The sequence below is a fragment of the Rhodococcus sp. B10 genome (assembly GCF_011770055.1).
Lineage (GTDB): Bacteria > Actinomycetota > Actinomycetes > Mycobacteriales > Mycobacteriaceae > Rhodococcoides > Rhodococcoides kyotonensis_B.
Genome location: NZ_JAAFYV010000045.1, coordinates 15,070 through 41,697, shown reverse-complemented (window position 1 = coordinate 41,697; position 26,628 = coordinate 15,070). Strand labels below are relative to the sequence as shown.

Genomic DNA, 26,628 nt, shown 5'->3' with positions numbered 1-26,628 from the left:
GTGTCAGTACCGGGAAGATCTGTTCCTGGAAGTACGCGGACAGGCGTTCGCGTTCGGCGTCGTCGAGGTCTCGCCACCGGACGATCTCGATGCCCTCGGATGCCAACTCGGGCAGGATCGAGTCGAGCAGCACCCGCGCGTGGCGACGCGCAAGTTCCTGTGTCCGTTCGCCGATCAGTGCGAGCTGTTCACGGGGAGTGAGACCGTCGGCGGATCGGACCGACAGCCCCGTCTCGTCACGACGTTTCAGTCCTGCGACGCGGACCATGTAGAACTCGTCGAGATTCGAGGCGAAGATGGCGAGGAACTTCGCACGCTCGAGGAGTGGAAGCGACGAATCCTCCGCGAGAGCGAGAACGCGTGAGTTGAAGTCCAGCCAGCTCAATTCGCGGTTCAGATAACGATTTTCGGGCAGAGCGTCCTTGTTCTGCACGACCTCGGGAGTAGTGGCGGCCGGTAGGGCGGACGGACTGCTCGGTGTCACGTTCGCCAGGGGAGCACTCCATTCCGCAGCCTCGACACCGCCCGAAGGGCCAGTGGATTCCGATTCGCCGGTCTGTACTTCGCTGTCGCTCACGAGAACGATCATCCCCCATTCCGTCGACGGTTGAAACTCGGATCGGCCATTTCGATCGCGATGCCGTGGCCGCATCACCAACCGAGCGTACGGAGAACTTCCGCGGTGGCGGGTCCGACACCCAACGAGAGTGCTTGTCGCACGTCGTCGATCGTGTCCACGTCGAGACGGAGGCCGGGCCAGGTGCCGTCGAGATCGTCGGCGCCCGACTGTCGGTGACGCTGGGCCGACGCCGGTCCGAACAGGGGAGTGAAGTCGCTCGCACCTGCCTTCAGGATCAGTGCAGCCGTTCCCGTTCCGTGATGATCGCTGACGACGGACCTCGACGCCGGACGTGCGGTCTCGTAGGCTTCGGCGAGTTCCTCCGAACGCAATGCGGGCAGATCGGCCTGCAGGACGATGATGTCGTGTTCTCCGCCGGCACGAGCGGAGGTCATCGCAGCCGAGAACGCCGAGTTCAGTCGATCGGCGGACGTGCCGTCCTCGCCTGCCGGATCCTCGACGACGAGAGCCCCCAACTCGTCCGCCACGTCGGCGACGGTCGGATCCGGCGTGACAACGGTGATCGACCCGACTGCCTCCACCGCACGGGCCGCCTGCACGGTGTCACGCAGCATCGCCACGACGAGCCGCGCCCGATCGACGTCCGAGAACGAATCGGCCAACCTCGTCTTGGCGGTGGTCAGATCCTTCACTGCGATGACCACGTGGGCGGTACTCATGGGTACCGATCCTGCCAGCGTGCGCGTCGCGCGCCGAGTTCGACCTCGGTGACGGGGCTCGGGCGGCTACTGTGATGCGGCGGCATGCTGGCGGGGTGGCCGACGCGGATTCCGGCGAGACTTTTCGAGAAGGTGGTTTTCGATGACCAGAGCAGCAGTACTCGGTTCCGGATCGTGGGGAACGGCATTCGCGAAAGTGCTTGCCGATGCCGGGACGGACGTCGCGATGTGGGCCCGACGTGAGGAGTTGGCGTCGGCGATCGCCGACAAGCACGAGAACACCGACTATCTCCCCGGAATCACGTTGCCGTCGTCGATCTCGGCCACGAGCGACCCGGAGACGGCGCTCGACGGGGCCGACATCGTCGTGCTCGCGGTGCCCTCGCAGTCGTTGCGCACCAACCTGGCCACGTGGACCGACTTCATTCCGGCGGATGCGACGTTGCTCAGTCTGGCCAAGGGAATCGAGACCGGAACGTTGCTGCGTATGAGCCAGGTGGTCGGTCAGGTGACGGGGGCGGATCCCAGTCGGATCGCGTCGTTGTCCGGCCCGAATCTCGCGCGGCCGATCGCGGAGGGTCAGCCGGCTGCGACGGTCATCGCGTGCCCGGATTCCAGGCGCGCGCTCGAGATTCAGAAGTCCTGTGCGACAGGCTATTTCCGTCCCTACACCAATTCCGACGTCATCGGCTGCGAAATCGGCGGTGCGTGCAAGAACGTCATCGCCCTCGCCTGCGGAATGGCGAGTGGCGTCGGCTACGGCGAGAACACGCTCGCGTCGATCATGACGCGCGGCCTCGCCGAGATCATTCGGCTCGGCACCGCGCTCGGCGCGAAGCCGGCGACGCTGGCCGGTCTCGCGGGCGTCGGCGATCTCGTCGCGACATGCTCGTCGACGCTGTCGCGCAACCGCACGTTCGGTGAGCGTCTCGGGTCGGGCGGATCGATGGAGAGTGCGCAGGAAGCTGCACACGGTCAGGTCGCCGAGGGCGTCAAGTCCTGCACGTCGGTACGTGCGCTGGCCGAGAGCTACGACGTCGAGATGCCGCTCACCGAAGCGGTCCACCGCGTGTGCCACGAAGGATTGTCGGTTCCCGACGCCGTCGGGCATCTGCTCGGCCGTCGTATCAAGCCCGAGTGAAGGTGGGCCACGTCCACTGTGGCCGATGAGGTGGCGGTACGGTTTGGAACCGTGAGCACACCCCGTACCAAGGTCGCCGTCCTCTTCGGCGGCCGGAGCAACGAGCACGCCGTGTCCTGTGTATCCGCAGGCAGCGTGCTGAAGCATCTCGATCCGGAGCGGTACGAGGTCGTCCCGATCGGCATCACTACCGACGGCGCCTGGGTGCTCGGCGCCTCGGACCTCGAAGCACTGGCCATCCACGGCCGTGAACTTCCGTCCGTGGACAAGGACGGCGTCGCGCTGGCACTGACGGCCGATCCGACCCGTCGAGGCGCGCTCGTCGGACTCGGGGAGGGCGACGCGGGCAAGGTGCTCGACGCCGTCGACGTCGTCTTCCCGATCCTGCACGGCCCGTACGGCGAGGACGGAACGGTTCAGGGGTTGCTCGAGCTCGCAGGCATTCCGTACGTCGGCCCGGGCGTCCTCGCCAGCGCTGCGGGAATGGACAAGGAGTTCACGAAGAAGTTGTTGGCGGCGGAGGGGCTGCCGGTCGGCAGGCAGGTGGTGCTCCGGCACGACACCGAATCGTTGACCCCTGCGCAGCAGGATTCGATCGGACTGCCCGCATTCGTCAAGCCCGCGCGTGGCGGATCGTCCATCGGCATCTCACGGATCGTCGCGTGGAGCCAACTTCCGGCGGCCATCGCCGAGGCTCGTCGCCACGATCCGAAAGTGGTTGTGGAAGCCGCCATTCACGGGCGTGAGGTCGAGTGCGGTGTTCTCGAGTTTCCGGACGGTGCCGTGCGCGCGAGCGCGGTCGCCGAGATCAAGTTGCCCGGCGCCGACGCGAACGACCACTCGTTCTACGACTTCGACAGCAAGTACCTCGACGACGTCACCGAATTCGACTTGCCCGCCGATCTTTCCGAGGACGTCGCCGACCGAATCCGTGCGATCGCGGTCGACGCGTTCCGTGCGCTCGATTGCCAGGGACTCGCGCGTGTCGACTTCTTCGTCACCGACGACGGCCCCGTCATCAACGAGATCAACACGATGCCCGGATTCACCTCGATCTCGATGTACCCGAAGATGTGGGGCGAAAGCGGTGTCGAGTACGGGGCCCTGCTCGATACGTTGATCGAGACGGCCGTCGCCCGGGGTGTCGGACTGCGCTAGTTCGGGGTCTGACGCAGAGGCGCAGGATCGAGCGGTGTCTGCGGCAATGCGGCGGTGATTGCGTTCGACGCGTCCTGCAGCGGTGTCGGTCCCGACCCACCGGGAACGGTCAATGCGACGTAGACGGCGCGGTCGACGGCGAACCACGTACTGGCGTCGATGCCGGAGTCGGCACCGGACACCTCGAACCATTGCACATCGTTGACGACCTGCAGGGGCGCTGCGACGTCGAACCCGTCAGGTCGGTCGAGGCCACAACGCAGGACGACAGGTTCGGACTCGTCGTCGCCTGGTGCCCACGCGCGAGCGCCCGCCGGGGCAGGGTCGAGCAGTTCGGCCGAGCGGTAGTCACCGAGTTGCTCGGGCAGAGCGCCCAGCAGCGAGGTGCATTCCGGACTCTCGGCTTCGGGCGCGTTCACCGGTCCGAGTGCTTCGGGTGGGCGCGTGGACTTGCCCGACACCATGACGGCCGCGACGATGACACCGATCAGCAGCGCGACCGGAAGCGCGACCGCCGTCGCGATGACCGCCGGGTGACGCCGCTCGGGTTGCTCCTGAAGTGTCGGCTCTGTCGGTGGCTGGGGCCTGGATTCGGGTTCGCTCATGGTCCTTCGGTCTTTTCGCAGTGTGAGGTCAGTGCTGGTCGACGACCTGGCAGGTCAACGTGCGAGTGATCGAGTCGACCTTCTGGATGTGTCCGACGATGTCGCGAACCTGTGCGTCGCCTTCACCCTCGGCGCGCACGACGACGTCGTACGGTCCGGTCACTGCTTCTGCCGACACCACGCCGGACACCTCGCGCAACGCGGATGCCACGAGGCCCGCGCGCCCCACCTCGGTCTGAACGAGGACGAATATCTGCACCATTGCTGGTCCCTTCCGGCGATCCTCGGCCGCGACACCGGCGGTAGTGTCGAGCGAGGGGAACGTGATCGTGGTGAACAGTTCACCGCCTGCGCACCTGCCGCTAAAAGTACCGCAGCGGCGAATCGGGTCCTCGCGCGCACGACCACCATCGACACGAGGGAGCTTTCGTCATCGACAACGGAGAGACGACCGTCGGCAGCGTCGGCGAGTTCGGTGTCATCGACAGGATCACCCAGGGGCGGCATCATCCGGCCGACACGGTCCTCGGCCCGGGAGACGACGCGGCGATCGTCGCCGCGCCCTCGCGATCGGTCGTGGCTACGACGGATATGTTGGTGCAGGGCAGGCATTTTCGACTGGACTGGTCGAGTCCGGTCGACATCGGACGTAAAGCGATTGCGCAGAACGCTGCGGACGTCGTGGCGATGGGTGCACGGTGCACCGGCTTCCTCGTCGCCCTCGGCTGCCCGTCGGACACGCCGATCTCGGTCACCGACGGACTCACCGACGGGCTGTGGCTCGAAGCCGAGCGCACGGGAGCGGGCATCGTCGGCGGTGATCTCGTGCAGTCGGAAAGCCTCGTGATTTCGATCACCGCCCTGGGGGATCTGGACGGGCGACCCGCCGTACTCCGTTCCGGGGCGCAACCGGGAGACGTCGTCGCCGTCGCCGGTCGGCTGGGACGGTCGGCCGCTGGGCTCGCCGTCCTGCTGGCGGGAATCGACGGTCACGACGGACTCGTCGACGCGCATCGGGTTCCCAGCCCGGACTATTCCCGAGGGGCGGCTGCCGCGCGTGCGGGTGCGACGTCGCTCACCGACGTCTCCGACGGGTTGCTCGCCGACCTCGGGCACATCGCGGACGCGTCGTCCGTGTCGATCGACGTCGTCACGGAACTGCTGCACCCTGACGACGACATGCGCTCTGCGGCAAACGAACTCGGGGTGTCCGTGTTCGACTGGATGCTCGGCGGAGGTGAGGACCATGCGTTCGCCGGAACCTTCCCGGCGAGCGTGATTCTGCCCGACGGATGGGTCGTGATCGGGGCCGTGCACGACGGGTCGGGCGTCACCGTCGACGGGAGAGGCCACGACGGGAGCCACGGCTGGTCGAGCTTCTCCGTGTGAGGACGGTTTCTCGGCTATGTTGCACGATATGACGAAGAAGCAGCTCGCGGAGGTAGTCGAAAAGGGTTGGGCTACAGCGCTCTCCCCGGTCGAGGATCGAATCACGCACATGGGGAACTTCCTGCGTGAGGAGGTCGCGAACGGTCGGCAGTATCTGCCGTCGGGGGACAACGTGTTGCGCGCGTTCACCCGACCGTTCGACGACGTCCGTGTCCTGATCGTCGGGCAGGACCCGTACCCGACGCCGGGACATGCGGTGGGACTGAGCTTCTCGGTCGCCCCGGATGTGCGCCCGGTGCCGCGTTCGCTCGCGAACATCTTCAAGGAGTACACCGAGGATCTCGGCTTCCCGACGCCTACCTCCGGCGATCTGACGCCGTGGGCGGATCAGGGTGTGCTGCTGCTGAATCGAGTCCTCACCGTCGAACCGGGTGTCGCCGCGTCGCACCGACGGAAAGGGTGGGAAGCGGTGACGGAACAGGCCATTCGAGCGCTCGTCGCCCGCTCCGAATCCGGTGAATCGGCGGGCTTGGTCGCCATTCTGTGGGGACGCGACGCGGCGACGCTGAAGCCGATGCTCGGAAGCACCCCGTACATCGAATCGGCCCATCCCTCACCGCTGTCCGCGTCGCGCGGATTCTTCGGTTCTCGGCCGTTCAGCAGAACGAACGACATCCTCGCCGACGGCGGCCACCGGCCGATCGACTGGCGGCTGCCCTAGCGGAGGAGAGGATCAGGAGAAGTCGGGGCGACGCTTCTCGACGAACGCGTCGACGCCTTCGCGTCCGGTAGGACTGTCGGCGGCGGCCGAGATGGACTCCGTCTCCGCAGCCAATTGCTGTGCGAGAGTGTTGTTCTCGGACTGCAACAGCAGCGCTTTCACGCCCTGGAACGCCGCGGTCGGGCCCGCGGCGAACGTGCGCGCCAGACGTTCGGCCTCGCTCACGATGATGTCGTCACCCACCAGACGGCTGAGGATGCCGAGGCGAACGGCTTCCTCGCCGTTGATGATCGAGTCGTTCAGCAGAATGTCCCGCGCCCGAGTGGAACCGACGATGCGGGGGAGCGTCCACGTCAGTCCGCCGTCCGGAGTGAATCCGATTCCGGGGTAGGCGGGACGAAGTTTGGTCGCGCGGCCGCCGATCGCGACGTCGGCGTGGCACACGATGCTCATGCCCGCGCCCGCCGCCCAACCCTGGACGCCTGCGACGATGGGCGCCGTGGCTGCGGCGAGCTCGGAGACGAAAGCGTGGAACGCGTCGGCGACCTCGCGCACGTACGCGCCGCGATCGGGTGCGTCGGCGAAGGCGCGGACGTTGCCGCCTGCACAGAAGTTCGGACCGGATCCGACGAGCAGAACACATCCCGCGCGAAGTTCGTCTGCGTTCAGCAACCGAAGTGCCGCAGCGCCTTCCGTCATCGCGTCACCGTTCAGCGACGTTCCCGCGGCCTCGGTGGCCACGGTGATTCTCAGTACACCGTCCTCGAGATGGACGTAGTTCGCGCTTTCGATGTTGGTCACCGTCGCACTGTAACGTGCCTCACCCGAGCGGACGCGAACCCCCTCCGGCAGATACGACGATGCCCCCGAAAACAACTGTGCCCCGACGCTGAACAGCGTCGGGGCACAGTCGATGATGCAGTCGGTGAGGGCTCGATCAGCCCCGAACCACCTTGCCGGCCTTGAGGCAGGAGGTGCACACGTTCATGCGCTTGCTGTTGCCGGGGGCAACCTGAGCGTGAACGGTCTGGATGTTCGGGTTCCAGCGACGGTTGGTCCGTCGGTGCGAGTGCGAGACCGACTTACCGAAGCCGGGCCCCTTGGCGCATACGTCGCAGACGGCAGCCATAGTCGCGAACTCCTTGATAGATGTTGTTCATTACATGAGGGCATTTGCTCCGACACGTACGGCGCGCACAGCACACCGTGCCGCATCAGGCAACCCTGCAAGAATAGCCGTGCCCCCGGAATTAACCAAACCGCCACCTGAGGGCGTACGTCACAGCCGCTGGGAACGGTAGCCGCGCGTCACCGAGTCTAGGCTTGTCCGGTGTCGGTCCGCCGACGGACGGGGAGTTCTCGATCGATCTGCAGCGTCGAACAGGGGGTGTACGTGGCGGAGAGCGAGCTCGAGGCGACGTCGACAGAACTCGGCGTCGACGAGTTGCGTACGTGGGCGTACCGATGTGTCGACGATCTGACCGCGCGGTGCGACGAGATCAACGAGCTGAACGTCTTTCCCATCCCCGATTCCGACACAGGAACGAATCTGGTGTTCACCGTCCGCGCCGCCGTCGAGAGCATGCGTGCGGCCGGACCCGACGCGGATCTGCGGGCGACGGCGTCGGCCCTCGCGGCGGGAGCAGTGGCAGGCGCGCGAGGAAACTCGGGCGTCATCGTGTCGCAGGTTCTGCGAGCGGTCGCCGAAGTGGCGTCTCGTGGCTCATTCGACGGTGCGGCGTTGACCGATGCTCTCGTGCGCGCAGCCGAACTCGTCGTCGAGGTCGTCAGCGTTCCGGTGCAGGGCACCATCGTCAGCGTGCTCGCGCGGGTGGCCGAGGACGTGGCGTCGCTCGATCGGCAGGCCGACGTGGCGGTGGTGGCTCGCCGGGCTGCCGAATCGGCGTCCAGTGGGCTGGATCGCACACGCAAGCAGTTGCCCGCGCTCGACGCAGCAGGTGTCGTCGACGCCGGAGCACTCGGTCTCCGCGTGATGCTCGACGCACTCGCCACCACGCTGACCGGTGCTGTCCCGTCGCGGCAGCGTTATCACCGACGGGTCGACCCGCAGACGCGACGAAGCGCCTCACCCCGGTTGCTGCCGCGCGCGACGGCTGTCGGCGACGTCACGCACGGCGAAGCGACGGTCGGATACGAAGTTCTGTACGGGATTCGCGACATCGACGACGACGGTGCGCGACAGCTTCGACTCGGCCTCGCAGACATCGGGGATTCCGTCGTCGTGGCGGGCGACGGCGACGGCGGGTGGTCCGCGCACGTCCACACCGCCAATGCAGGGCTGGCCGTGGATGTCGGTCTGAAGATCGGGAACGTGCACGGGGTGAGGATCGAAGTGCTGGAGTCCGCCGAGGCGGGTTCGGGTGGGCACTGTCACCCGGGTGACTCCACTGCCGACGTTCGCGGTGGGCGCGACATTCTCGCGGTCGTGGCGGGCGACGGTGCCGAAGGGCTCTACTCGGGCGAGGGTGCGAGCGTCCTCCGATCCGACAGACAACGCCTCGGGCCTGCCGAACTGTGCGCCGCGATCGTCGAGTCGAACCACCCCGAAGTTCTCGTCCTGCCCAACGGAGCTCTGTCCGCCCAGGAATTGGTGCACGTCAGCATCGCGTCGCGCAACGCGGGCAAGGACGTGCTGATGCTGCCGTCCGGTTCGATGGTGCAAGGACTCGCTGCGCTCGCGGTCCACGACGCGTCGCGTGCAGCGGTGGACGACGCCTTCGCGATGTCCGAAGCGGCGGCCGGCACCCGGTGGGCGTCGCTGCGTCACGCCGAGGAACGCTCGCTCACGTGGGTCGGAACCTGCGAGCCCGGTGACGGTCTCGGACTCGTCGGGCACGAAGTCGTCGTCATCGGCCCCGACGGGGTCACCGCCGGCCGCGACCTGCTCGATCAACTTCTGTCGGTGGGTGGTGAGATGGTGACGATGCTGATGGGGCGGGCCGCGTCGGACGAGTTGGGTGAGCAGCTGACCGAACACGTACGCACCCGCTATCCAGGTGTGGAAGTCGTCGTCTACCACGGCGGGCAGATGGACGAACTGGCGCAGCTCGGCATCGAGTGACTGACGAGAAGGGACGGACGACAAGCAATCATGGCCGTACTCTCGGATCGGCTCGACTCCGTGTTGGGCGCCACTGTGGCCACGCCGCTGCACGAGTTCTTCGACATCTCCACCGTCGAGGACCTGCTGCGTCATTACCCACACCGGTACATGACCCACGGCGGGGAACTCAGCGAGAAGGAACCGCCGGAAGGTGAACACATCACCATCGTCGCCACCATCTCGTCGGCGACGATGCGGCAGATGAAGGTACGCAAGGGCCAGTTTCTCGCGGTGTCGCTCGCGGCCGACGGCCAGCAGATCGACGCCAGCTTCTTCAACCCGCACAAACTCAAGCACGTCCTGGTGCCGGGACGCCGTGGCATGTTCTCCGGGAAGGTCAAGTACTTCGGCCGTCGCTGGAATCTCGCACACCCCAGTTACGTGCTGCTCGGTGGTGACGACGAGGACGGCGCGATCGTGCCGGCCGGCCGGATCGTCGGAGGCGGGGCGCTCGCCGGCTTGGCTCGCGGGTCGGTCGACTCCTCGGGCAGCGTGGACATGGCCATGTTCGAGCGCAGGTACGTGCCGATCTATCCGGCCACCAAGGACGTCGAGAGCTGGACGTTCATGCGCTGCGTTCGTCAGGTTCTCGACCGACTCGACCCGACGCCGGATCCTGTTCCGGCCGACATCCTGGCCGATCGCGATCTCGTCGACCTGGACACCGCACTTCGATGGATTCACTTTCCGGACTCCTCGGAGCAGAAGGAACAAGCCCGTGAGCGTCTGAAGTTCGACGAGGCGCTCGCGGTGCAGTTGGTGCTGGCATCGAGGCGTCGGGACGTCCAGGCGCGGTCGGCTCCGCCGTGCCCGCCGCGGACCGACGGCATCGCGGCCGAATTCGAACGCCGACTTCCGTTCTCGCTGACCGAAGGTCAGCTCACCGTCGCGGGGGAGATCTCCGACGACCTGTCCCAGGGCCACCCGATGTCCCGGCTGCTGCAGGGCGAAGTCGGCTCGGGTAAGACCGTCGTCGCGCTGCGGGCGATGTTGCAGGTCGTCGACGCAGGCCACCAATGTGCGTTGTTGGCACCGACGGAAGTGCTTGCCGCCCAGCACGCTCGTTCCATCACGTCGATGCTCGGTTCGCTCGCGACCGCGGGCGAACTGGGATCGCACGATCTCGCGACGAAGGTCGCGTTGCTCACCGGGTCGATGAGTACGGCGGCCAAGAGGTCGGCGTTGCTGGACGTGGTCACCGGGGATGCAGGCATCGTCATCGGCACGCATGCACTCATCCAGGACCGCGTCGAATTCATGGACCTGGGCATGGTCGTCGTCGACGAGCAACACCGATTCGGCGTCGAACAGCGAGATGCGCTGCGGGGTAAAGCCCGTGAGGGCACGAGCCCACACCTGCTCGTGATGACGGCGACGCCGATTCCGCGAACCATCGCGATGTCGTCCCTCGGTGATCTCGAAACGTCCACGCTGACGCAACTTCCGCGTGGTCGATCGCCGATCGTCAGCAACGTCGTGTCGTCGAAGGACAAGCCGGCGTGGGTCGGTCGCGCGTGGGAACGCATCGTCGAAGAGGTCGAGCAGGGTAGGCAGGCGTACGTCGTGTGTTCGCGGATCGGCGGCGACGAGGACGAGAAGCCGGCCAAGAAGGCGTCCGACGAGGGAACGAATCTGCCCAAGCCGAAGGCCGCGCTCGACATGTTCGACATGCTGCGTGACGGTCCGCTGGCGCAGCTACGAGTGGGACTCCTGCACGGACGTATGCCGTCCGACGAGAAGGACGTCGCGATGTCCGAGTTCAATGCGGGCGAGATCGACGTTCTCGTCTGCACGACCGTCGTCGAAGTCGGCGTGGACGTGCCCAACGCGACGGTGATGGTGATCGTCGACGCCGACAGGTTCGGGATCAGTCAGTTGCATCAATTGCGCGGCCGTATCGGCCGAGGTGGCCACCAGGGTCTGTGCATCATGATCACCCAACTCGGCGGCGGCGGTCCGACGGCAGAGCGCTTGAAGTCGGTGGCGGCCACGAACGACGGATTCGAGCTGGCCAAGCTCGACCTCGCGATGCGGCGTGAAGGCGACGTCCTCGGAGCAGCGCAGTCCGGCACGGTCAGCAGCCTTCGTCTGCTCTCGCTCTTCGACGACGAGGACGTCATCGCCGACGCGCACGACTGCGCCCGCGCGTTGTTCGACGCAGACCCGCAGTTGGAGAACAGCCCGGGCATCGCCACGATGATGAAATCGGCGTGGCGGTCGGACCGAATAGACTTCCTCGACAAGTCCTGACCGGGGTCTGCCGACCTCTGCACCGTTCAAGCAACGCATTTTGGTCAATTTGTCCCACATCTCGAGACTGAGGTCACATCGACAGCGCTCGGCGGCGGTAGGTTGAGCCAATGTTCTCCAAAGTGTTGGTTGCAAATCGCGGCGAGATCGCCATCCGAGCGTTCCGCGCGTCGTACGAGTTGGGTGCCGCGACAGTGGCTGTCTTCCCCTTCGAGGATCGCAACTCGGTCCATCGAACGAAGGCCGACGAGGCGTACGAGATCGGCGAGAAGGGTCACCCCGTTCGCGCCTACCTGTCCGTGTCCGAGATCGTCGCCGCCGCGAAACGGGCAGGCGCCGACGCGGTGTACCCGGGCTACGGGTTCCTCTCGGAGAACCCGGACCTCGCCGCCGCGTGCGCCGAGGCAGGCATCACGTTCGTCGGGCCGTCGTCCGACGTGCTCGAGCTGACGGGCAACAAGGCCAGGGCGATCGCCGCGGCCAAGCGTGCAGGCTTGCCCGTGTTGGCGTCGTCGGAGCCGTCGAGCGACGTCGACGAGTTGGTGGCCGCATCCGAATCGATGACCTTCCCCGTGTTCGTCAAAGCCGTGGCCGGTGGCGGTGGCCGCGGTATGCGACGCGTGGCCGAACCCGCGCAGCTGCGTGAGTCCATCGAGGCCGCGGCGCGTGAGGCGGAGTCGGCGTTCGGCGATCCGACGGTGTTCCTCGAACAAGCCGTCATCGACCCGCGTCACATCGAGGTCCAGATCCTCGCCGACGGCGAGGGCAACGTCGTCCATCTCTTCGAGCGCGACTGCAGCCTGCAGCGTCGACACCAGAAGGTCATCGAGCTCGCACCCGCACCCAACCTTCCCGCCGAGGTGCGCGAGAAGATCTGCGCCGACGCCGTCGCGTTCGCGAAAGAGATCGGCTACTCGTGTGCAGGCACCGTCGAGTTCCTGCTCGACACTCGGGGCAACCACGTCTTCATCGAGATGAACCCTCGCATCCAGGTCGAGCACACCGTGACCGAGGAAGTGACCGACGTCGACCTCGTGCAGGCACAGCTACGGATCGCGTCGGGGGAGACCCTTGCCGACCTCGGCCTGAGCCAGGACAAGATCGTGCTGCGCGGTGCCGCACTGCAGTGCCGCATCACCACCGAGGACCCGGCCAACGGGTTCCGTCCCGACACCGGTCGCATCACCGCCTACCGCACCCCGGGCGGCGCAGGTGTCCGTCTCGACGGCGGTACGACGCTCGGCGCCGAGGTCGGTGCGTACTTCGACTCGATGCTCGTCAAATTGACTTGTCGCGGACGGGATTTCGAGACCGCTGTGGCGCGTGCGCGCCGTGCGGTGGCCGAGTTCCGCATCCGCGGTGTCGCGACGAACATCCCGTTCCTGCAGGCCGTTCTGGTCGATCCCGACTTCACCGCGGGACGCGTCACGACGTCGTTCATCGAGGAACGTCCGGAGCTGTTGACCTCGCGCACCTCGGGTGACCGCGGCACGAAGATCCTCAACTACCTCGCCGACGTGACGGTCAACAAGCCGCACGGGGAGCGCCCGTCGACGGTGTACCCGCAGGACAAGCTTCCCGAGGTGGACTTCTCGAAGCCCATTCCGGACGGCAGTCGTCAGCGTCTGCTCGCGCTCGGGCCCGAGGGCTTCGCGCGCGATCTGCGCAGTCGCAAGGCGCTCGGCGTCACCGACACGACGTTCCGCGACGCGCACCAGTCGCTGCTCGCGACGCGTGTACGAACGTCCGGGCTGCTGATGGTGGCACCCTACGTCGCGCGTACGACGCCGGAACTGTTGTCGATCGAGGCATGGGGCGGTGCGACGTACGATGTGGCGCTGCGGTTCCTGCACGAGGACCCGTGGGAGCGCCTCGCGGCGTTGCGTGAAGCGGTGCCGAACATCGCGCTGCAGATGCTGCTTCGCGGACGCAACACCGTCGGCTACACCCCGTACCCGGAGAAGGTGACCCGCAGCTTCGTCGCGGAGGCCACCGACACCGGTATCGACATCTTTCGCATCTTCGACGCGCTCAACAACGTCGACCAGATGCGTCCGGCGATCGACGCGGTGCGTGAAACCGGTACGGCCATCGCGGAAGTCGCGCTCAGCTACACCGGCGACCTGTCCAACCCGAACGAATCGCTCTACACGCTCGACTACTACCTGAAGCTGGCCGAGCAGATCGTCGACGCCGGTGCGCACATCCTCGCGATCAAGGACATGGCAGGCCTGTTGCGTGCTCCTGCCGCGAAAACCCTTGTGACAGCACTGCGCTCGAACTTCGATCTCCCGGTGCACGTGCACACGCACGACACGCCGGGCGGACAGTTGGCGACGTATCTCGCTGCGTGGGAGGCAGGCGCGGACGCCGTCGACGGTGCAAGCGCCGCGATGGCCGGAACCACCTCGCAGCCCGCACTGTCGGCGATCGTCGCCGCGGCAGCACATTCCGAGCGCGACACCGGTCTCGACCTGGACGCGGTATGCGACCTCGAACCGTACTGGGAGGCGCTGCGCAAGGTGTACGCGCCGTTCGAGTCCGGACTTCCGGCACCGACGGGCCGCGTCTACACGCACGAGATTCCGGGCGGCCAGTTGTCGAACCTGCGGCAGCAGGCGATCGCCCTCGGCCTCGGCGACAGGTTCGAGACCGTCGAAGCGAACTACGCTGCGGCCGACCGGATGCTGGGCCGTCTGGTCAAGGTGACACCGTCGTCCAAGGTCGTCGGCGATCTCGCGCTGGCTCTGGTCGGCGCGGGCGCGTCGGCCGAGGAGTTCGCCGAGAACCCACGGGCATACGACGTTCCGGACTCGGTCGTCGGATTCCTGCGCGGAGAACTGGGCACACCCGCGGGCGGATGGCCGGAACCGTTGCGCACGAAGGCATTGGAAGGTCGCACCGAGCCCAAGCCCGAGACGCCGATCTCGGAGGAGGACGAGAAATCGCTCGACGGAACCTCTGCCCAGCGTCGAGATGCACTGAATCGCTTGCTGTTTCCCGGACCGACGGCCGAACTGGCAGCGCACCGCGAGAAGTACGGCGACACGTCGCGGCTGTCGGCGAACCAGTTCTTCTACGGCCTGCGTCAGGGCGAGGAGCACCGGGTCAAGCTTGAGAAGGGCGTCGAACTGCTCATCGGACTCGAAGCGATCTCCGACGCCGACGAGCGCGGCATGCGCACGGTCATGTGCATCCTCAACGGCCAGTTGCGGCCGGTGTCGGTGCGGGACCGCTCGATCGCCTCCGATGCCCCGACGGTGGAGAAAGCGGATCGGTCCGATCCCGGACACGTGCCTGCCCCGTTCGCAGGCGTCGTCACGCTGTCGGTGTCCGAAGGCGACAAGATCGCCGCGGGAGACGTCGTCGGCACGATCGAGGCCATGAAGATGGAAGCCGCGATCACCGCCCCCAAGGGTGGCACGGTCACCCGTCTCGCGATCGGCAACGTCCAGCAGGTCGAAGGCGGCGATCTGCTGCTGGTGATCAAAACCGGATCGGGCGCGGAGGCGCCGAGCGCGTGATGCGTAACCTTCTGTAGATGACCAGGATCGTCGCAGGCATTGCAGGAGGACGGCGGTTGAAGGTGCCGCCTCGCGGTACACGTCCCACGTCGGAACGTGTCCGCGAGGCGCTCTTCAGCTCTCTCGATTCCAGGCTCGACCTCGACGGTGCCGTCGTGCTCGATCTGTTCGCGGGATCGGGAGCCCTTGGCCTCGAAGCACTTTCGCGTGGAGCGTCGTCGGTTCTGTTGGTCGAGTCGGATGCTCGCGCGGCGTCGGTCGTGCGCGACAACGTCTCCGGCGTCGGCCTGGCGGGTGCGACGGTTCGCTGCGCGCCCGTGTCGGCGGTGCTGGCCGCGCCGGCCGACACGCAGTACGACCTCGTGATGGCAGATCCGCCGTACGCCGTCAGCGATGCCGCGGTCGAGAAGATGCTGCAGGACCTGCTCGCCGGGAACTGGCTCGCGCCGGAAGCCGTTGTGGTGCTCGAACGTTCGTCGAGATCGCCCGAGACCGCATGGCCGGACGGGCTCGTTCCGGAGAAGGTCAAGAAATACGGCGAGACGCGTATCGAGATCGCGAGCGTGGCAGCGTCGCCCGGCTCCTGACGCGTCCTCGGTGATAGCGTCTTCGTCCATGACTGGAGCTGTGTGCCCTGGATCCTTCGACCCCGTGACCAAAGGTCACCTCGACGTCATCACCCGGGCTGCAGCGCAGTTCGACGAGATCATCGTCACGGTGATGATCAACAAGAGCAAGCGCGGACTGTTCACGGTCGACGAGCGCATCGAACTGTTGAAGGAAGCCACCGGCCATCTCGGAAACGTGCGGGTGTCGTCGTGGCACGGCCTGCTGGTCGACTACGCACGCCAGGAAGGCTTCACCGCCATCGTCAAGGGACTGCGCGGCGCCAACGACTTCGACTACGAACTGCAGATGGCGCAAATGAACCAGAAGTTGTCCGGCGTCGACACGCTTTTCATTCCGGCGAACCCCACGTACAGCTTCCTGTCGAGTTCTCTCGTGAAGGAAGTGGCGATGTTCGGCGGCGACGTCGAGGACATGGTTCCTGCTCACGTTCACGGACCGCTCCTCGAGCGCATCGCCGAACGCAAGGCGGAGTAGCGCGCGACACGCTTGTTCCGACACACCGCGGGCGCGTCGCGCACGGGCGGGGATCTGCAGGCAAACTGGACTGTGCTCGATCTTTCTTCGTTCGACGATTGGGGTTACCGGTGTATCGCGTATTCGAGGCGCTCGACGAACTCGTCGCCATTGTCGAGGAGGCGCGCGGTGTCCCGATGACAGCCGGTTGCGTCGTCCCCCGTGGCGACGTGCTGGAACTGCTCGACGACGTCCGTGATTCCATCCCCGGCGAGCTCGACGACGCCCAGGACGTGCTCGACCACCGCGACAAGCTCGTGGGCGATGCTCGCGCCACGGCCGACAAGACCGTCACGTCGGCCAATCAGGAGGCGCAGGACACCGTCGAGAATGCTCGGGATTCGGCCGACCGCATTCTGGCCGACGCCAAAGCCCAGGCGGACCGCATGGTCGCCGAAGCGAAGGCACACGCCGAACAGCTGGTCGACGACGCCACCGACACTGCCGAACGGACCGTGGAGGACGGCCGTCGGGAGTACGAGGCCGTGACGACGCGGGCGCGCACCGAGGCCGATCGCATGATCGAGTCCGGGCAGGCGGCATACGACCGCAGCGTGGCGGACGGCGTCGCGGAACAGGCTCGTCTCGTCGCGCAGACCGAGGTCGTTCAGGCCGCGCACGCGGAATCGGCGCGGGTCATCGACGAGGCGCACGCGGAGTCGGATCGGATGCGCAGTGAATGTGACGTGTACGTCGACACGAAGCTCGCCGAGTTCGAGGAGTTCCTGACCGGCACCATTCGCTCGGTCGGACGAGGTCGTCAACAGCTTCGCACCGGGTCCGGCGTCCCCGATTATGGAACCGACCCGGCCGACGATGTCCGTCGGTCACGCCGTTCGTAGTCGTCCTCGCTCGGGATCCGGGGCCGCAGTTTGCCCCGACATGCATGCATGCGTATCGTTGTGTGGTTGCCTGATGCACGGTTCGACGACTCGTCGTGCCTGCGATCGGGCAGACATCCGTCATCGAGCAGGAAGATTCACTGTGTCAACCGGTCGTAGTACCCCCCGTCCCGACGCGGACGCGGGTTTCGTGCTGGACGTCGACAATCTGGGTCGCAGGCCCGGGTCGATGAAACAGATCCAGCGGACGGTCGCCGCGCCGTCGCGCATCGGGCTCGACTCGATCGCGATCAGCGAAGGATCGCCCGTCGAGCTCGACCTTCGGTTGGAAGCAGTGTCCGAGGGCGTTCTCGTCACCGGCACCGTGCGTGCCGACACGACGGGGGAGTGCTCTCGCTGCCTCGAACCGGTGACAGGTGACGTCGACGTCTACCTCACCGAGCTGTTCGCCTACCCGGACAGCGTGACGGAAGAAACGACCGACGAGGACGAGATTCATCGCGTCGTCGACGATCGGATCGACCTCGAACCGGTCATCGTGGACTCGGTCGGACTGGAGCTTCCGCTCTATCCGCTGTGCCGCGAAGACTGCGAGGGATTGTGCCCCGAATGTGGCGTTCGCCTGGCGATTGCTGAATCCGGCCACAGTCATGACATACTGGATCCTCGCTGGGCTGGTCTTGCAGCCAAATTTGGCGTGGGCTCAGAACCGAGCACAGAACTTGTGAACAACGAAGCCGAGGAGAAGTAGAAGTGGCTGTCCCGAAGCGCAAAATGTCGCGTTCCAACACGAGGTCGCGTCGTGCACAGTGGAAGACCACTGCGCCCACCCTCGTCACCTGCCCCAACCGCGGTTGCGGCGAGAAGACCCTGCCCCACATCGCGTGCCCCTCGTGCGGCACCTACAAGGGTCGCCAGGTAGCAGCAGCGGTCTGATCCCAGGATCGGACGAATTGTGACGAACAAGGGCAGTTCTACCTACAGGAACAGCTCGACAGCCGGCAGCGGCGGGGACGACCGAGAGTCGCTCCTCGCCGCTCTTGGCGTTGTACTGGACGAATCACTGCTGACGTTGGCGTTGACGCACCGCTCGTACGCGTACGAGCAGGGCGGGCTGCCGACGAACGAGCGCCTCGAGTTCCTCGGAGACTCGGTGCTCGGACTCGCGATCACCGAACGGCTGTATGCGGTGCACCCGGACAAGTCCGAGGGCGAGCTCGCCAAGATCCGCGCCAGCGTCGTGAACATGCACGCTCTGGCCGAAGTGGCACGCGGCCTCGGCGAGGGCGGACTCGGTCGTCATCTGCTGCTCGGTAAAGGCGAAGAGCAGACCGGCGGGCGTGACAAGCCGAGCATCCTCGCCGACGGTATGGAATCGCTCCTCGGTGCGATCCATCTGCAGCACGGAATCGACGTCGCGCGCGAGGTCGTGTCCCGACTGTTCGCGGACCTGCTCGATCGTGCACCCCGACTCGGCGCAGGGCTCGACTGGAAGACCAGCCTTCAGGAACTGACGGCGGGCAAGACGCTCGGCGTCCCCGTGTACGAGATCTCGTCGACGGGCCCCGATCACGACAAGGAGTTCACCGCGACGGTTCTCGTCGGCGGTCACGCGTTCGGTGTCGGTATCGGGCGGTCGAAGAAGGAAGCGGAGCAGAAGGCCGCAAGCACCGCGTGGAATGCGTTGTCGGACAGCGAAGAAGAATCCGACGGCGGCACCGACGTGGCGTCGGGCAGCGTGGATGCCTGAGCTTCCCGAAGTCGAGGTCGTGCGCCTCGGTCTCGAGGCGCACGTCGTCGGGTCGCGCATCGACTCGGTCGACGTCCTGCATCCGCGTGCTGTGCGCCGCCACTTCGCGGGCGAGCGAGATCTGGTGGCCCAGTTGCGTGGTCGTCGAATCGCGTCGGCGCAGCGGCGCGGAAAATATCTGTGGTTGCCACTCGACCCCGGCGACATGGCGATCGTCGTGCATCTGGGCATGAGTGGGCAGATGCTCGTCCAGCCGCCGACCGTTCCCGACGAGAAACACTTGCGGATCAGGGCACACCTCGATTCCGGCGCCGATCTACGATTCGTGGACCAGCGCACGTTCGGGGGGTGGGCCGTCGCCCGACTCGAAGTGGTCGACGGCACCGAAGTTCCCGAACCCGTGGCACACATCGCACGTGACCCCATCGACCCGCTCTTCGACGCCGAAAAGGTCGTGGAAGTGTTGCGCGGCAAGCACACCGAGATCAAACGGGCACTGCTCGACCAAACCGTCGTGTCCGGTGTCGGCAACATCTACGCCGACGAAGCATTGTGGCGAGCCAAGATTCACGGCAACCGCATCGCCGACACCCTGACGCGACCTGCGCTTCGGCGTCTTCTGACGTCGGCGCACGCGGTGATGGGCGAGGCCCTCGCACAAGGCGGTACGTCGTTCGACGCGCTGTACGTCAACGTCAACGGCGAATCCGGTTATTTCGATCGATCGCTCGACGCATACGGACAAGAGGGTCGTCCGTGTTCGCGTTGCGGTGCGCCGATCAGGCGTGAGAAGTTCATGAACCGGTCGTCGTACAGCTGCCCGAAATGTCAGCGTAAACGGTAGAGGCGTTCAATCCGGTACTGCGCTGCCGCGACGCTCCGGCGCGACGGCCCGACGCAGTAAGTCCCCGAGCGTCTCCAGCTCGGCCGGGGTGAGCCCGGAAATCAGCGGCGACGCTCCCCGCAGCCCCGCGAGCAGTGTCCTTCGGCGCTCGGCCCCCTCGGCGGTGAGAAGTATCTGCTTGGCCCGTCGGTCGGTGGGGTGTGGGCGGCGCTCGAGCAAGCCCTGGCTTTCCAGGTAGTCGATGACAGCGGTGGCGTTGGACGGCTCACAGCCCATTTGCTCGGCCAATTCACGCATCGTCATCGGGCCGGTCAGCTCCCTGAGGGCGGAGGCCTGGGAAACGGTGAGTCCGTGCGCGCCGACGCGCGCGCGCTGGCGGGCCGTGCTCTGGGTGTCGACCTCGTGCACGAGCTTGGCCAGCTCCCAGTCCGCCGCCACCATCGAATCCGTCGACGTCATGATCACACTCTAGCAATACCCTTCAGACCATGATAGATATGATCTGAATAGTTCAGTTCATATCTAAATGGAGGTTCGATCATGACGAACGAAATTGACACACGGGAGCGCCTTCGCCGCCCGTCCGGTGTCCGTTCGCTGACTCTCGGCGAGACCAAGCTCACCTATGTTCCCGATGGCGTGGCCAGACTCGACGCCCGAATGTTGCTGCCGGAACCGTCGGAAGAGGACTGGGCGCAGAACGCCGAGTATCTGGACGAGGACGGTCACCTGGTGGCGGGCGTCGGCGGACTGCTGGTCGAGCGCGACGGGCACGCACTACTGATCGACGCGGGCGTCGGACCGTTGACGATCGGCCCGCCGATGAACCCGTTCGGCGTTCTGTCCGGCGGTGCGTTGCTGGACAACCTGGCGAGAATCGGTTGCAGCCCAGCCGATATCGACGCGGTCGCATTGACGCACCTGCACACCGACCACTTCGGTTGGGCATGGCATCCGGCTCCCGGCAGCACCCGCCCCGCCTTCACCGAAGCCGATTACCTTGTCGCCGAGACGGAATGGGCCAACCGTCACGTCGCCGAAGAGCAGGGGCAGGCCGACATGATCAAGGCTCTCGCGCCGCACGTCCGGACCGTGGTGGAGAACGAGGAAGTCTTCCCCGGCGTTCGGGTCATGTCCGCTCCCGGCCACAGTCCTGGCCATTCCGGGTTCGTCATCGAAGCGGACGGGCAGCGGGTGATCGCCTTCGGCGACGCGTTCCACTCTCCGGTTCAGATCACTCATCCGTTGTGGGAGAACACATTCGACCACGATCACCGGCAGGCAACCGCCCTGCGCCACCGCCTCGTGCTCGAACTGGCCGGGTCCGACGCCATCGGCTTCGGTATCCACTTCGCCGACGTACCGTTCGGACGAGTTCGCATCGAAGACAACCGGGCGACCTGGCACCCCGTCGACGACTGACGAAGCACGATCCGGTCCGCGCCTCGGGGACCATCCGCGTCGATCACGACGTCGGTGGCACTGTCTAGAATCTGCTGTCATGGCTGACGAGAGCACACCGACAGAGCTGTGGGTCGAACGCACGGGCACCCGCCGGTACACCGGCAAGAGTTCGCGAGGGGCCGAGGTGTCGATCGGTTCCGAGTCGGTGGACGGAGTCTTCACTCCCGGTGAACTGCTGAAGATCGCACTGGCGGCATGCACCGGTATGAGCTCGGACCTGCCTCTGTCACGCAGGCTCGGAGACAACTACGACGCCACCGTCCGAGTCTCGGGCGCCGCGGACCGCGAGAACGAGCTGTACCCGGACCTCCACGAGATTCTCGAACTCGACCTCAGCGAGCTCGACCCCGAGGCGCAGCAGCGGTTGCTGACCGTCGTCGAGCGGGCGATCGACAAGGTCTGCACCGTCGGCCGCACGCTGAAGGCGGGCACGAAGATATCCCTCGACGTCGTCACGGACGCCTGACATGAGATGGGGGGCGGCTCTGGGGGTACTGGCGACGACGTGCGGGGCAGTGGTGGCCGTCGCTCCCACGGCAGCGGCAGCCCCCGCGTGCGCACCGTGGACCGTCAGCACGGTCGCGTCGGGGCTCGGCCTGCTCGAGAACGTGACGTTCGACGACCGAGGAACCATGCTGCTGTCCCGGACGTCGCTCACCGGTCCCGGCGCCATCGCCGGTCTGACGCCGGACGGGACTCGGTCGGTCGTCGTTCCGGACGTGACCGCACCCGGTGGGCTCGTCGTGCGCGGCGACACCCTGTATTTCACGACCGGCAACGGCTTCTCGTCGGGACTTCTCGACGTTCACGACGGCACGGTCGAGGCCGTCGACCTCGACACCGGTGCGCGCACGGTGGTGGCGCGCGACGTCGTCATGCCCAACGGCCTTGCCGTGCTCGACGACGGTGACCTCCTGGTCACACGCAATCTCGGCACGCCGAGCGGCGTCACACGGGTCGACGCGGGCGATCCCAACTCGGCTCGATACGTGCGCACGGACGTCGGGAGCGCCAACGGTCTGGCCGTGGACGACGGAACGGTGTACGTGTCGAACACGTTCGAGCCCGAACTGGCGATCACCGTTCTCGACGCGTCGAACCTCGGTGGGGATGCTCGTCGCATTCCGGTCGACGGATTCGGACCTGTCACCGCGTCGGACGACTTGACCGTCGGGCCGGACGGACAGATCTACCTCGCCCAGAACCTCGCCGGTCGAGTACTGCGCATCGACCCCGAGTCCGGTGCGTCGTGCGTCATCGGAACCGGCCTGCCGGCGACCTCGGCGGTCGAGTTCGGTGGTGTCGGATGGGACCCGGATTCGCTGTACGCCACGAGTTTCGACGGCTCGGTCCGCCGGCTGGCCCCCGCATGAGCGACGAACGACTGACTGCGTGGGTCCACGGAACCGTGCAGGGTGTGGGTTTTCGATGGTGGACGCGGTCTCGGGCGCTCGAACTCGGTCTCGTCGGGCACGCCACCAACCATGCCGACGGCCGTGTTCTCGTCGTCGCCGAGGGCTCGCGCGAGCGGCTGGAACGACTTCTCGACTTGTTGCGCGGCGGGACGACTCCCGGCGTCGTGTCGCTCGTCGTGGAATCCTGGGATCCAGCACGCGGCGGACTCTCCGGGTTCGTCGAGCGTTGAGGCCTGACGTCGGCGACTGGAGTGTCGACCGAACAGGTCGGACCTACCCGGTAATCTGACTCGTCATGCATCTCAAGAGTCTGACGCTGAAGGGCTTCAAGTCCTTCGCCTCGGCGACGACTCTTCGTTTCGAACCGGGAATCACCTGCGTCGTCGGACCCAACGGGTCGGGTAAGTCCAACGTCGTCGACGCGCTCACCTGGGTCATGGGGGAGCAGGGCGCGAAAGCGCTGCGCGGCGGGAAGATGGAAGACGTCATCTTCGCCGGCACGTCCGGCCGGGCGCCGCTCGGCCGGGCGGAAGTGACGCTGACCATCGACAACGCCGACGGTGCACTGCCCATCGATTACACCGAGGTCTCGATCACCCGGCGCATGTTCCGCGACGGTGCGGGCGAGTACGAGATCAACGGCAACTCGTGTCGGTTGATGGACGTGCAGGAACTGCTCAGCGACTCCGGTATCGGACGCGAGATGCACGTCATCGTCGGACAGGGACGCCTCGCCGCCATTCTCGAATCGCGGCCCGAGGACCGACGCGCCTTCATCGAGGAGGCCGCGGGTGTTCTCAAACACCGCAAGCGCAAGGAAAAGGCCGTCCGCAAACTCGACGCGATGCAGGCCAACCTCGCGCGTCTGACCGACCTCACCGCCGAGCTCCGGCGTCAGCTCAAGCCGCTCGGCAGGCAGGCCGAAGTCGCGCGGCGTGCACAGACCGTCCAGGCCGATCTGCGCGATGCGAAGCTGCGCCTGGCCGCCGACGATCTCGTGACGCGTCGTGAGGCATTCGCCAGCCAGGAACAGGACGAAGCGGCGCAACGCGAGCAGTACGCCGTCGTTCAGGACACCCTCGAAGCCGGAAACGTCGCGCTCGGCGAGCTCGAGCAGTCGGTCGCCCGTCTGACACCCAGTGCCGAGGCGGCGAGCCAGACCTGGTTCCAGCTGTCCGCGCTCGCCGAACGCGTGAACGCCACCATCAGGATCGCGAAGGAACGCGCACGTCACCTCGACAGTGCGCCGTCGACGGGCCGCGGTCAGGATCCCGACGAGCTCGAGCAGCAGGCCGAACGCGTCGCCGAGGAAGAGATGGAGCTCGTCGAGGCCGTCGAGATCGCCCGCGAGACGCTCGAAGCAGCGCGCGAGCAGCTGATGGAACGTGAGTCGGCCGCAGCCGAGGCCGAACGCGCCCACATGGCCGCCGTGCGCGCCGTCGCCGATCGTCGTGAGGGATTCGCCCGGCTGTCCGGGCAGGTCGACACGTATCGAACGAAGGTCGAGTCCATCGATGCCGAGGTAGCTCGGTTGTCGGTCGCCATCGACGAAGCCCGTCAGCGCGGCGACGTCGCGCAATCGGAGTTCGACAGCGTCCAGGACCAGATTTCAGGGCTCGATGCAAGCGAACTCAGCCTCGACACGCACTACGAGCGTGCGGTCGCCGCACTGCGCAGCGCCGATGCTCGCGTCACCGAGTTGCAGAACGAGGATCGAACCGCGGGCAAGAAGGTCGCGTCGTTCCAGGCGCGCATCGAAGCACTGACGATGGGCCTCGAACGCAAGGACGGCGCGGGCTGGCTCATCGAGAACGGCCAGTCCGGTCTGTCCGGCCTGCTGGCCGAGCGGATCACGATCGAGCCCGGATTCGACGTCGCCATCGCGGTGGCCATGGGTCCGGTCGCCGACGCGGCACATGCCGACTCGTTCGCGAGCGCGCGCGAGGCCGTACGGGCACTCCGCGAAGCCGACGGAGGCCGAGCAGCGATCGTGTTCGACGGCACCGCCGTCGAGGCGCAGCATCGGTCGGTCACCCTGCCCGACGGGGCACGGTGGGCTCTCGACGTCGTGTCGTACCCGGATTCGTTGGCCGAGTCGATGCTCGCCCTGCTCGGTGACGTCGCAGTCGTCCCGTCGCTCGACGACGCAGCGTCGCTGGTGGCGTCGGCGCGTGGCGTGCGTGCGGTGACGACGGCGGGCGATCTCGTCGACGCGGGCCTGGTCACCGGTGGTTCGGATCGTCGGCCCAGCACGCTGGAGGTACAGGCCGCGATCGATACGTCCATGGTCGAACTCGCTGCGGCCGAACGCCGTTCGGCCGAGCTGGAAGCTGCGTTGTCGGGCGCGCTCGCCGAGCAGTCCGACCGCAAGGAATCGGCCGAGCAGGCATTGGCCGCCCTCAACGAGTCGGATGCGGCCATGGCTGCGGTCTACGAACAGCTGGGCCGCCTCGGCCAATTGGCGCGATCCGCCCACGCCGAGTCGACGCGTCTGTCCGAGCAGCGAGCGGCCGCGGAGACCGGTCGAGAGGAAGCTCTGGGGGCGCTGGCGGAACTCGAGGAACGGCTTCGACTCGCCGAGGACGAACAATCCGGGTTGGAGGGCACCAGCGACTCCACCGAGTCCACCATCGCCCGCGAGACAGCCGCGGCCGCGTTGGCGGAGGTCCGTGCCGTCGAGGTCGAAGCACGCCTGAACGTGCGCACCGCCGAGGAACGTGCGCAGTCGCTGCGTGGACGCGCCGACTCGTTGCGCCGAGCGGCTCGCGCCGAGCGCGAGGCCCGTGCCCGTGCCGAACGCGAGATGGCATCGCGACGGCATGCAGCTGCCGTCGCCGAGGCCGTGGCGTCCGCGGGAGAGCGCGTCGCCGAGCGGTTGGCGATGGTCGTCGACGAGGCCGCGTCCCGTCGCGACGAGCTCGCCGAACGCAAAGCGACGACGACGGCCGAGCTCGAACGCGTCAAGGAACAGGTGCGCGCGTTGCAGGCGCAGCTCGCGTCGATCACCGACGCCGTGCACCGCGACGAGGTAGCCCGCGCCCAGGCGGCACTGCGCATCGAACAGCTGGAAGCGAGCATTCTCGAGCAGCACGGCATCGGTCTCGACGATTTGATCGCCGAGTACGGGCCGGACATCGCGTTGCCGCCGACCGACCTGGAGATGGCCGAGTACGAAGCAGCGAAGGAACGCGGCGAACAGGTCGTCGCCCCCGCACCGATGCCGTTCGATCGTGTGACGCAGGAGAAGCGCGCCAAGAAGGCCGAACGCGATCTCGCGACACTCGGCAAGGTCAACCCGCTCGCGCTCGAAGAGTTCGCCGCGCTCGAGGAGCGCTACAACTTCCTCTCGACGCAGCTCGAAGACGTCAAATCGGCGCGCAAGGATCTGCTCGAGGTCGTCGCCGACGTCGACGACCGCATCCTTCAGCTGTTCACCGATGCCTGGCTCGACGTCGAGCGCGAATTCACGCAGGTGTTCGCGAAACTGTTCCCCGGCGGGGAGGGTCGACTGATTCTCACCGAACCCGGCGACATGCTGACCACCGGTATCGAGGTGGAAGCGCGACCGCCCGGCAAGAAGGTCAAGCGGTTGTCGCTGCTGTCCGGCGGTGAGAAATCACTGACCGCGGTCGCGATGCTCGTGGCCATCTTCCGTGCGCGGCCGTCCCCGTTCTACGTCATGGACGAGGTCGAGGCCGCGCTCGACGACACCAACCTGCGGCGGCTGATCGGGCTGTTCGAGCAGCTACGGGAGAAGTCGCAGCTCATCGTCATCACTCACCAGAAGCCGACGATGGAGGTCGCCGACGCGTTGTACGGCGTCTCGATGCGCGGCGACGGCATCACGACGGTCATCTCGCAACGGTTGAACCGGGATCGCGTCGAAACCATCGGCAGCGCAACGATCGACGAGGATTCCGTGGTGGATCCCGCGCCGGCGCCGCCGGCATGACACGGCT

The 26,628-nt window shown here is 66.5% G+C and carries 25 protein-coding genes and 1 pseudogene; 19 read left to right on the top strand and 7 right to left on the bottom strand.

Annotation, left to right across the window (positions count from 1 at the left end; all coding sequences use genetic code 11):
- Positions 1 to 493: pseudogene (locus RhoFasB10_RS23390) on the bottom strand (RNA degradosome polyphosphate kinase); the annotation flags it as partial.
- Positions 494 to 651: 158 nt separating this feature from the next.
- A complete protein-coding gene (cofC, locus tag RhoFasB10_RS23385; RefSeq protein WP_174551449.1) occupies positions 652 to 1,299 on the bottom strand; it encodes a 2-phospho-L-lactate guanylyltransferase in 648 nt (215 codons plus the stop codon).
- Positions 1,300 to 1,441: 142 nt separating this feature from the next.
- Between cofC and RhoFasB10_RS23380 the strand changes: the two genes are divergently transcribed.
- A complete protein-coding gene (locus RhoFasB10_RS23380; RefSeq protein ID WP_167678828.1) occupies positions 1,442 to 2,440 on the top strand; it encodes an NAD(P)H-dependent glycerol-3-phosphate dehydrogenase in 999 nt (332 codons plus the stop codon).
- Between the two features lie 51 nt (positions 2,441 to 2,491).
- Positions 2,492 to 3,598, top strand: coding sequence for a D-alanine--D-alanine ligase family protein (locus RhoFasB10_RS23375; protein ID WP_068429138.1), 1,107 nt, complete (start codon positions 2,492 to 2,494; stop codon positions 3,596 to 3,598).
- Here the strand turns inward: RhoFasB10_RS23375 and RhoFasB10_RS23370 are convergent.
- Positions 3,595 to 4,203, bottom strand: coding sequence for a DUF3515 domain-containing protein (locus RhoFasB10_RS23370; RefSeq protein WP_068428491.1), 609 nt, complete (start codon positions 4,201 to 4,203; stop codon positions 3,595 to 3,597). The two genes, RhoFasB10_RS23375 and RhoFasB10_RS23370, sit on opposite strands and share 4 nt — an antisense overlap.
- A 28-nt stretch (positions 4,204 to 4,231) precedes the next feature.
- Complete coding sequence (locus RhoFasB10_RS23365) at positions 4,232 to 4,465, bottom strand: Lrp/AsnC ligand binding domain-containing protein (protein ID WP_068428494.1); 234 nt, start codon at positions 4,463 to 4,465, stop codon at positions 4,232 to 4,234.
- Positions 4,466 to 4,635: 170 nt separating this feature from the next.
- Between RhoFasB10_RS23365 and RhoFasB10_RS23360 the strand changes: the two genes are divergently transcribed.
- The gene (locus RhoFasB10_RS23360; protein ID WP_084423862.1) at positions 4,636 to 5,592 is read left to right on the top strand and encodes a thiamine-phosphate kinase; all 957 of its coding nucleotides are present in this window, start codon (positions 4,636 to 4,638) and stop codon (positions 5,590 to 5,592) included.
- A 28-nt stretch (positions 5,593 to 5,620) separates the two neighbouring features.
- Positions 5,621 to 6,313, top strand: a complete 693-nt coding sequence (locus tag RhoFasB10_RS23355) for a uracil-DNA glycosylase (RefSeq protein ID WP_068429139.1) — start codon at positions 5,621 to 5,623, stop codon at positions 6,311 to 6,313.
- 12 nt (positions 6,314 to 6,325) lie between these two features.
- Here the strand turns inward: RhoFasB10_RS23355 and RhoFasB10_RS23350 are convergent, their stop codons facing one another.
- Positions 6,326 to 7,114 carry an enoyl-CoA hydratase-related protein gene (locus RhoFasB10_RS23350; protein WP_068429141.1) on the bottom strand — a complete coding sequence of 263 codons (789 nt, stop codon included), beginning with the start codon at positions 7,112 to 7,114 and terminating at the stop codon, positions 6,326 to 6,328.
- 136 nt (positions 7,115 to 7,250) lie between these two features.
- Positions 7,251 to 7,442: a 50S ribosomal protein L28 gene (gene rpmB / locus RhoFasB10_RS23345; RefSeq protein ID WP_008717389.1), complete on the bottom strand. Its 192-nt coding sequence runs from the start codon at positions 7,440 to 7,442 to the stop codon at positions 7,251 to 7,253.
- 264 nt (positions 7,443 to 7,706) lie between these two features.
- Here rpmB and RhoFasB10_RS23340 point away from each other — a divergent pair, with 264 nt between their 5' ends.
- From RhoFasB10_RS23340 to mutM, 10 genes are all read left to right on the top strand, one after another.
- Entirely contained in the window at positions 7,707 to 9,395 is a 1,689-nt protein-coding gene (locus RhoFasB10_RS23340) for a DAK2 domain-containing protein (RefSeq protein ID WP_174551450.1), read from the top strand.
- Positions 9,396 to 9,425: 30 nt separating this feature from the next.
- Positions 9,426 to 11,687, top strand: a complete 2,262-nt coding sequence (gene recG / locus RhoFasB10_RS23335) for an ATP-dependent DNA helicase RecG (RefSeq protein ID WP_068428503.1) — start codon at positions 9,426 to 9,428, stop codon at positions 11,685 to 11,687.
- Between the two features lie 110 nt (positions 11,688 to 11,797).
- Positions 11,798 to 15,211, top strand: coding sequence for a pyruvate carboxylase (locus RhoFasB10_RS23330; RefSeq protein WP_068428508.1), 3,414 nt, complete (start codon positions 11,798 to 11,800; stop codon positions 15,209 to 15,211).
- Positions 15,212 to 15,228: 17 nt separating this feature from the next.
- Positions 15,229 to 15,798, top strand: a complete 570-nt coding sequence (gene rsmD / locus RhoFasB10_RS23325; RefSeq protein WP_068428512.1) for a 16S rRNA (guanine(966)-N(2))-methyltransferase RsmD — start codon at positions 15,229 to 15,231, stop codon at positions 15,796 to 15,798.
- A 28-nt stretch (positions 15,799 to 15,826) separates the two neighbouring features.
- Positions 15,827 to 16,315 carry a pantetheine-phosphate adenylyltransferase gene (gene coaD, locus RhoFasB10_RS23320; RefSeq protein WP_114331254.1) on the top strand — a complete coding sequence of 163 codons (489 nt, stop codon included), beginning with the start codon at positions 15,827 to 15,829 and terminating at the stop codon, positions 16,313 to 16,315.
- A 110-nt stretch (positions 16,316 to 16,425) separates the two neighbouring features.
- The gene (locus RhoFasB10_RS23315) at positions 16,426 to 17,196 is read left to right on the top strand and encodes a DivIVA domain-containing protein (protein ID WP_167678826.1); all 771 of its coding nucleotides are present in this window, start codon (positions 16,426 to 16,428) and stop codon (positions 17,194 to 17,196) included.
- 142 nt (positions 17,197 to 17,338) lie between these two features.
- The gene (locus RhoFasB10_RS23310; protein WP_243636848.1) at positions 17,339 to 17,947 is read left to right on the top strand and encodes a DUF177 domain-containing protein; all 609 of its coding nucleotides are present in this window, start codon (positions 17,339 to 17,341) and stop codon (positions 17,945 to 17,947) included.
- 2 nt (positions 17,948 to 17,949) lie between these two features.
- On the top strand, positions 17,950 to 18,132 hold the full coding sequence (gene rpmF / locus RhoFasB10_RS23305; RefSeq protein WP_080733022.1) for a 50S ribosomal protein L32: 183 nt from the start codon (positions 17,950 to 17,952) through the stop codon (positions 18,130 to 18,132).
- A gap of 19 nt (positions 18,133 to 18,151) precedes the next feature.
- Positions 18,152 to 18,946 carry a ribonuclease III gene (gene rnc, locus RhoFasB10_RS23300; RefSeq protein WP_114331252.1) on the top strand — a complete coding sequence of 265 codons (795 nt, stop codon included), beginning with the start codon at positions 18,152 to 18,154 and terminating at the stop codon, positions 18,944 to 18,946.
- The gene (gene mutM, locus RhoFasB10_RS23295; RefSeq protein ID WP_167678824.1) at positions 18,939 to 19,790 is read left to right on the top strand and encodes a bifunctional DNA-formamidopyrimidine glycosylase/DNA-(apurinic or apyrimidinic site) lyase; all 852 of its coding nucleotides are present in this window, start codon (positions 18,939 to 18,941) and stop codon (positions 19,788 to 19,790) included. The genes rnc and mutM overlap by 8 nt, the downstream gene beginning before the upstream one ends.
- Positions 19,791 to 19,796: 6 nt before the next feature.
- On the opposite strand, the gene RhoFasB10_RS23290 is transcribed toward mutM, so the two are convergent.
- Positions 19,797 to 20,249, bottom strand: a complete 453-nt coding sequence (locus tag RhoFasB10_RS23290; RefSeq protein WP_068429147.1) for a MarR family transcriptional regulator — start codon at positions 20,247 to 20,249, stop codon at positions 19,797 to 19,799.
- A gap of 81 nt (positions 20,250 to 20,330) precedes the next feature.
- Between RhoFasB10_RS23290 and RhoFasB10_RS23285 the strand changes: the two genes are divergently transcribed.
- The 5 genes from RhoFasB10_RS23285 to smc all read left to right on the top strand — a co-directional run bounded on the left by RhoFasB10_RS23285 (position 20,331) and on the right by smc (position 26,621).
- Positions 20,331 to 21,212, top strand: a complete 882-nt coding sequence (locus RhoFasB10_RS23285; RefSeq protein ID WP_167678822.1) for an MBL fold metallo-hydrolase — start codon at positions 20,331 to 20,333, stop codon at positions 21,210 to 21,212.
- A 79-nt stretch (positions 21,213 to 21,291) separates the two neighbouring features.
- On the top strand, positions 21,292 to 21,720 hold the full coding sequence (locus tag RhoFasB10_RS23280; protein WP_167678820.1) for an OsmC family protein: 429 nt from the start codon (positions 21,292 to 21,294) through the stop codon (positions 21,718 to 21,720).
- Position 21,721: 1 nt separating this feature from the next.
- Positions 21,722 to 22,627, top strand: coding sequence for an SMP-30/gluconolactonase/LRE family protein (locus tag RhoFasB10_RS23275; RefSeq protein ID WP_167678818.1), 906 nt, complete (start codon positions 21,722 to 21,724; stop codon positions 22,625 to 22,627).
- Positions 22,624 to 22,899 carry an acylphosphatase gene (locus tag RhoFasB10_RS23270; RefSeq protein ID WP_068428534.1) on the top strand — a complete coding sequence of 92 codons (276 nt, stop codon included), beginning with the start codon at positions 22,624 to 22,626 and terminating at the stop codon, positions 22,897 to 22,899. The genes RhoFasB10_RS23275 and RhoFasB10_RS23270 overlap by 4 nt, the downstream gene beginning before the upstream one ends.
- Positions 22,900 to 22,964: 65 nt before the next feature.
- A complete protein-coding gene (gene smc, locus RhoFasB10_RS23265) occupies positions 22,965 to 26,621 on the top strand; it encodes a chromosome segregation protein SMC (RefSeq protein ID WP_167678816.1) in 3,657 nt (1,218 codons plus the stop codon).
- Positions 26,622 to 26,628 lie beyond the last annotated feature (7 nt).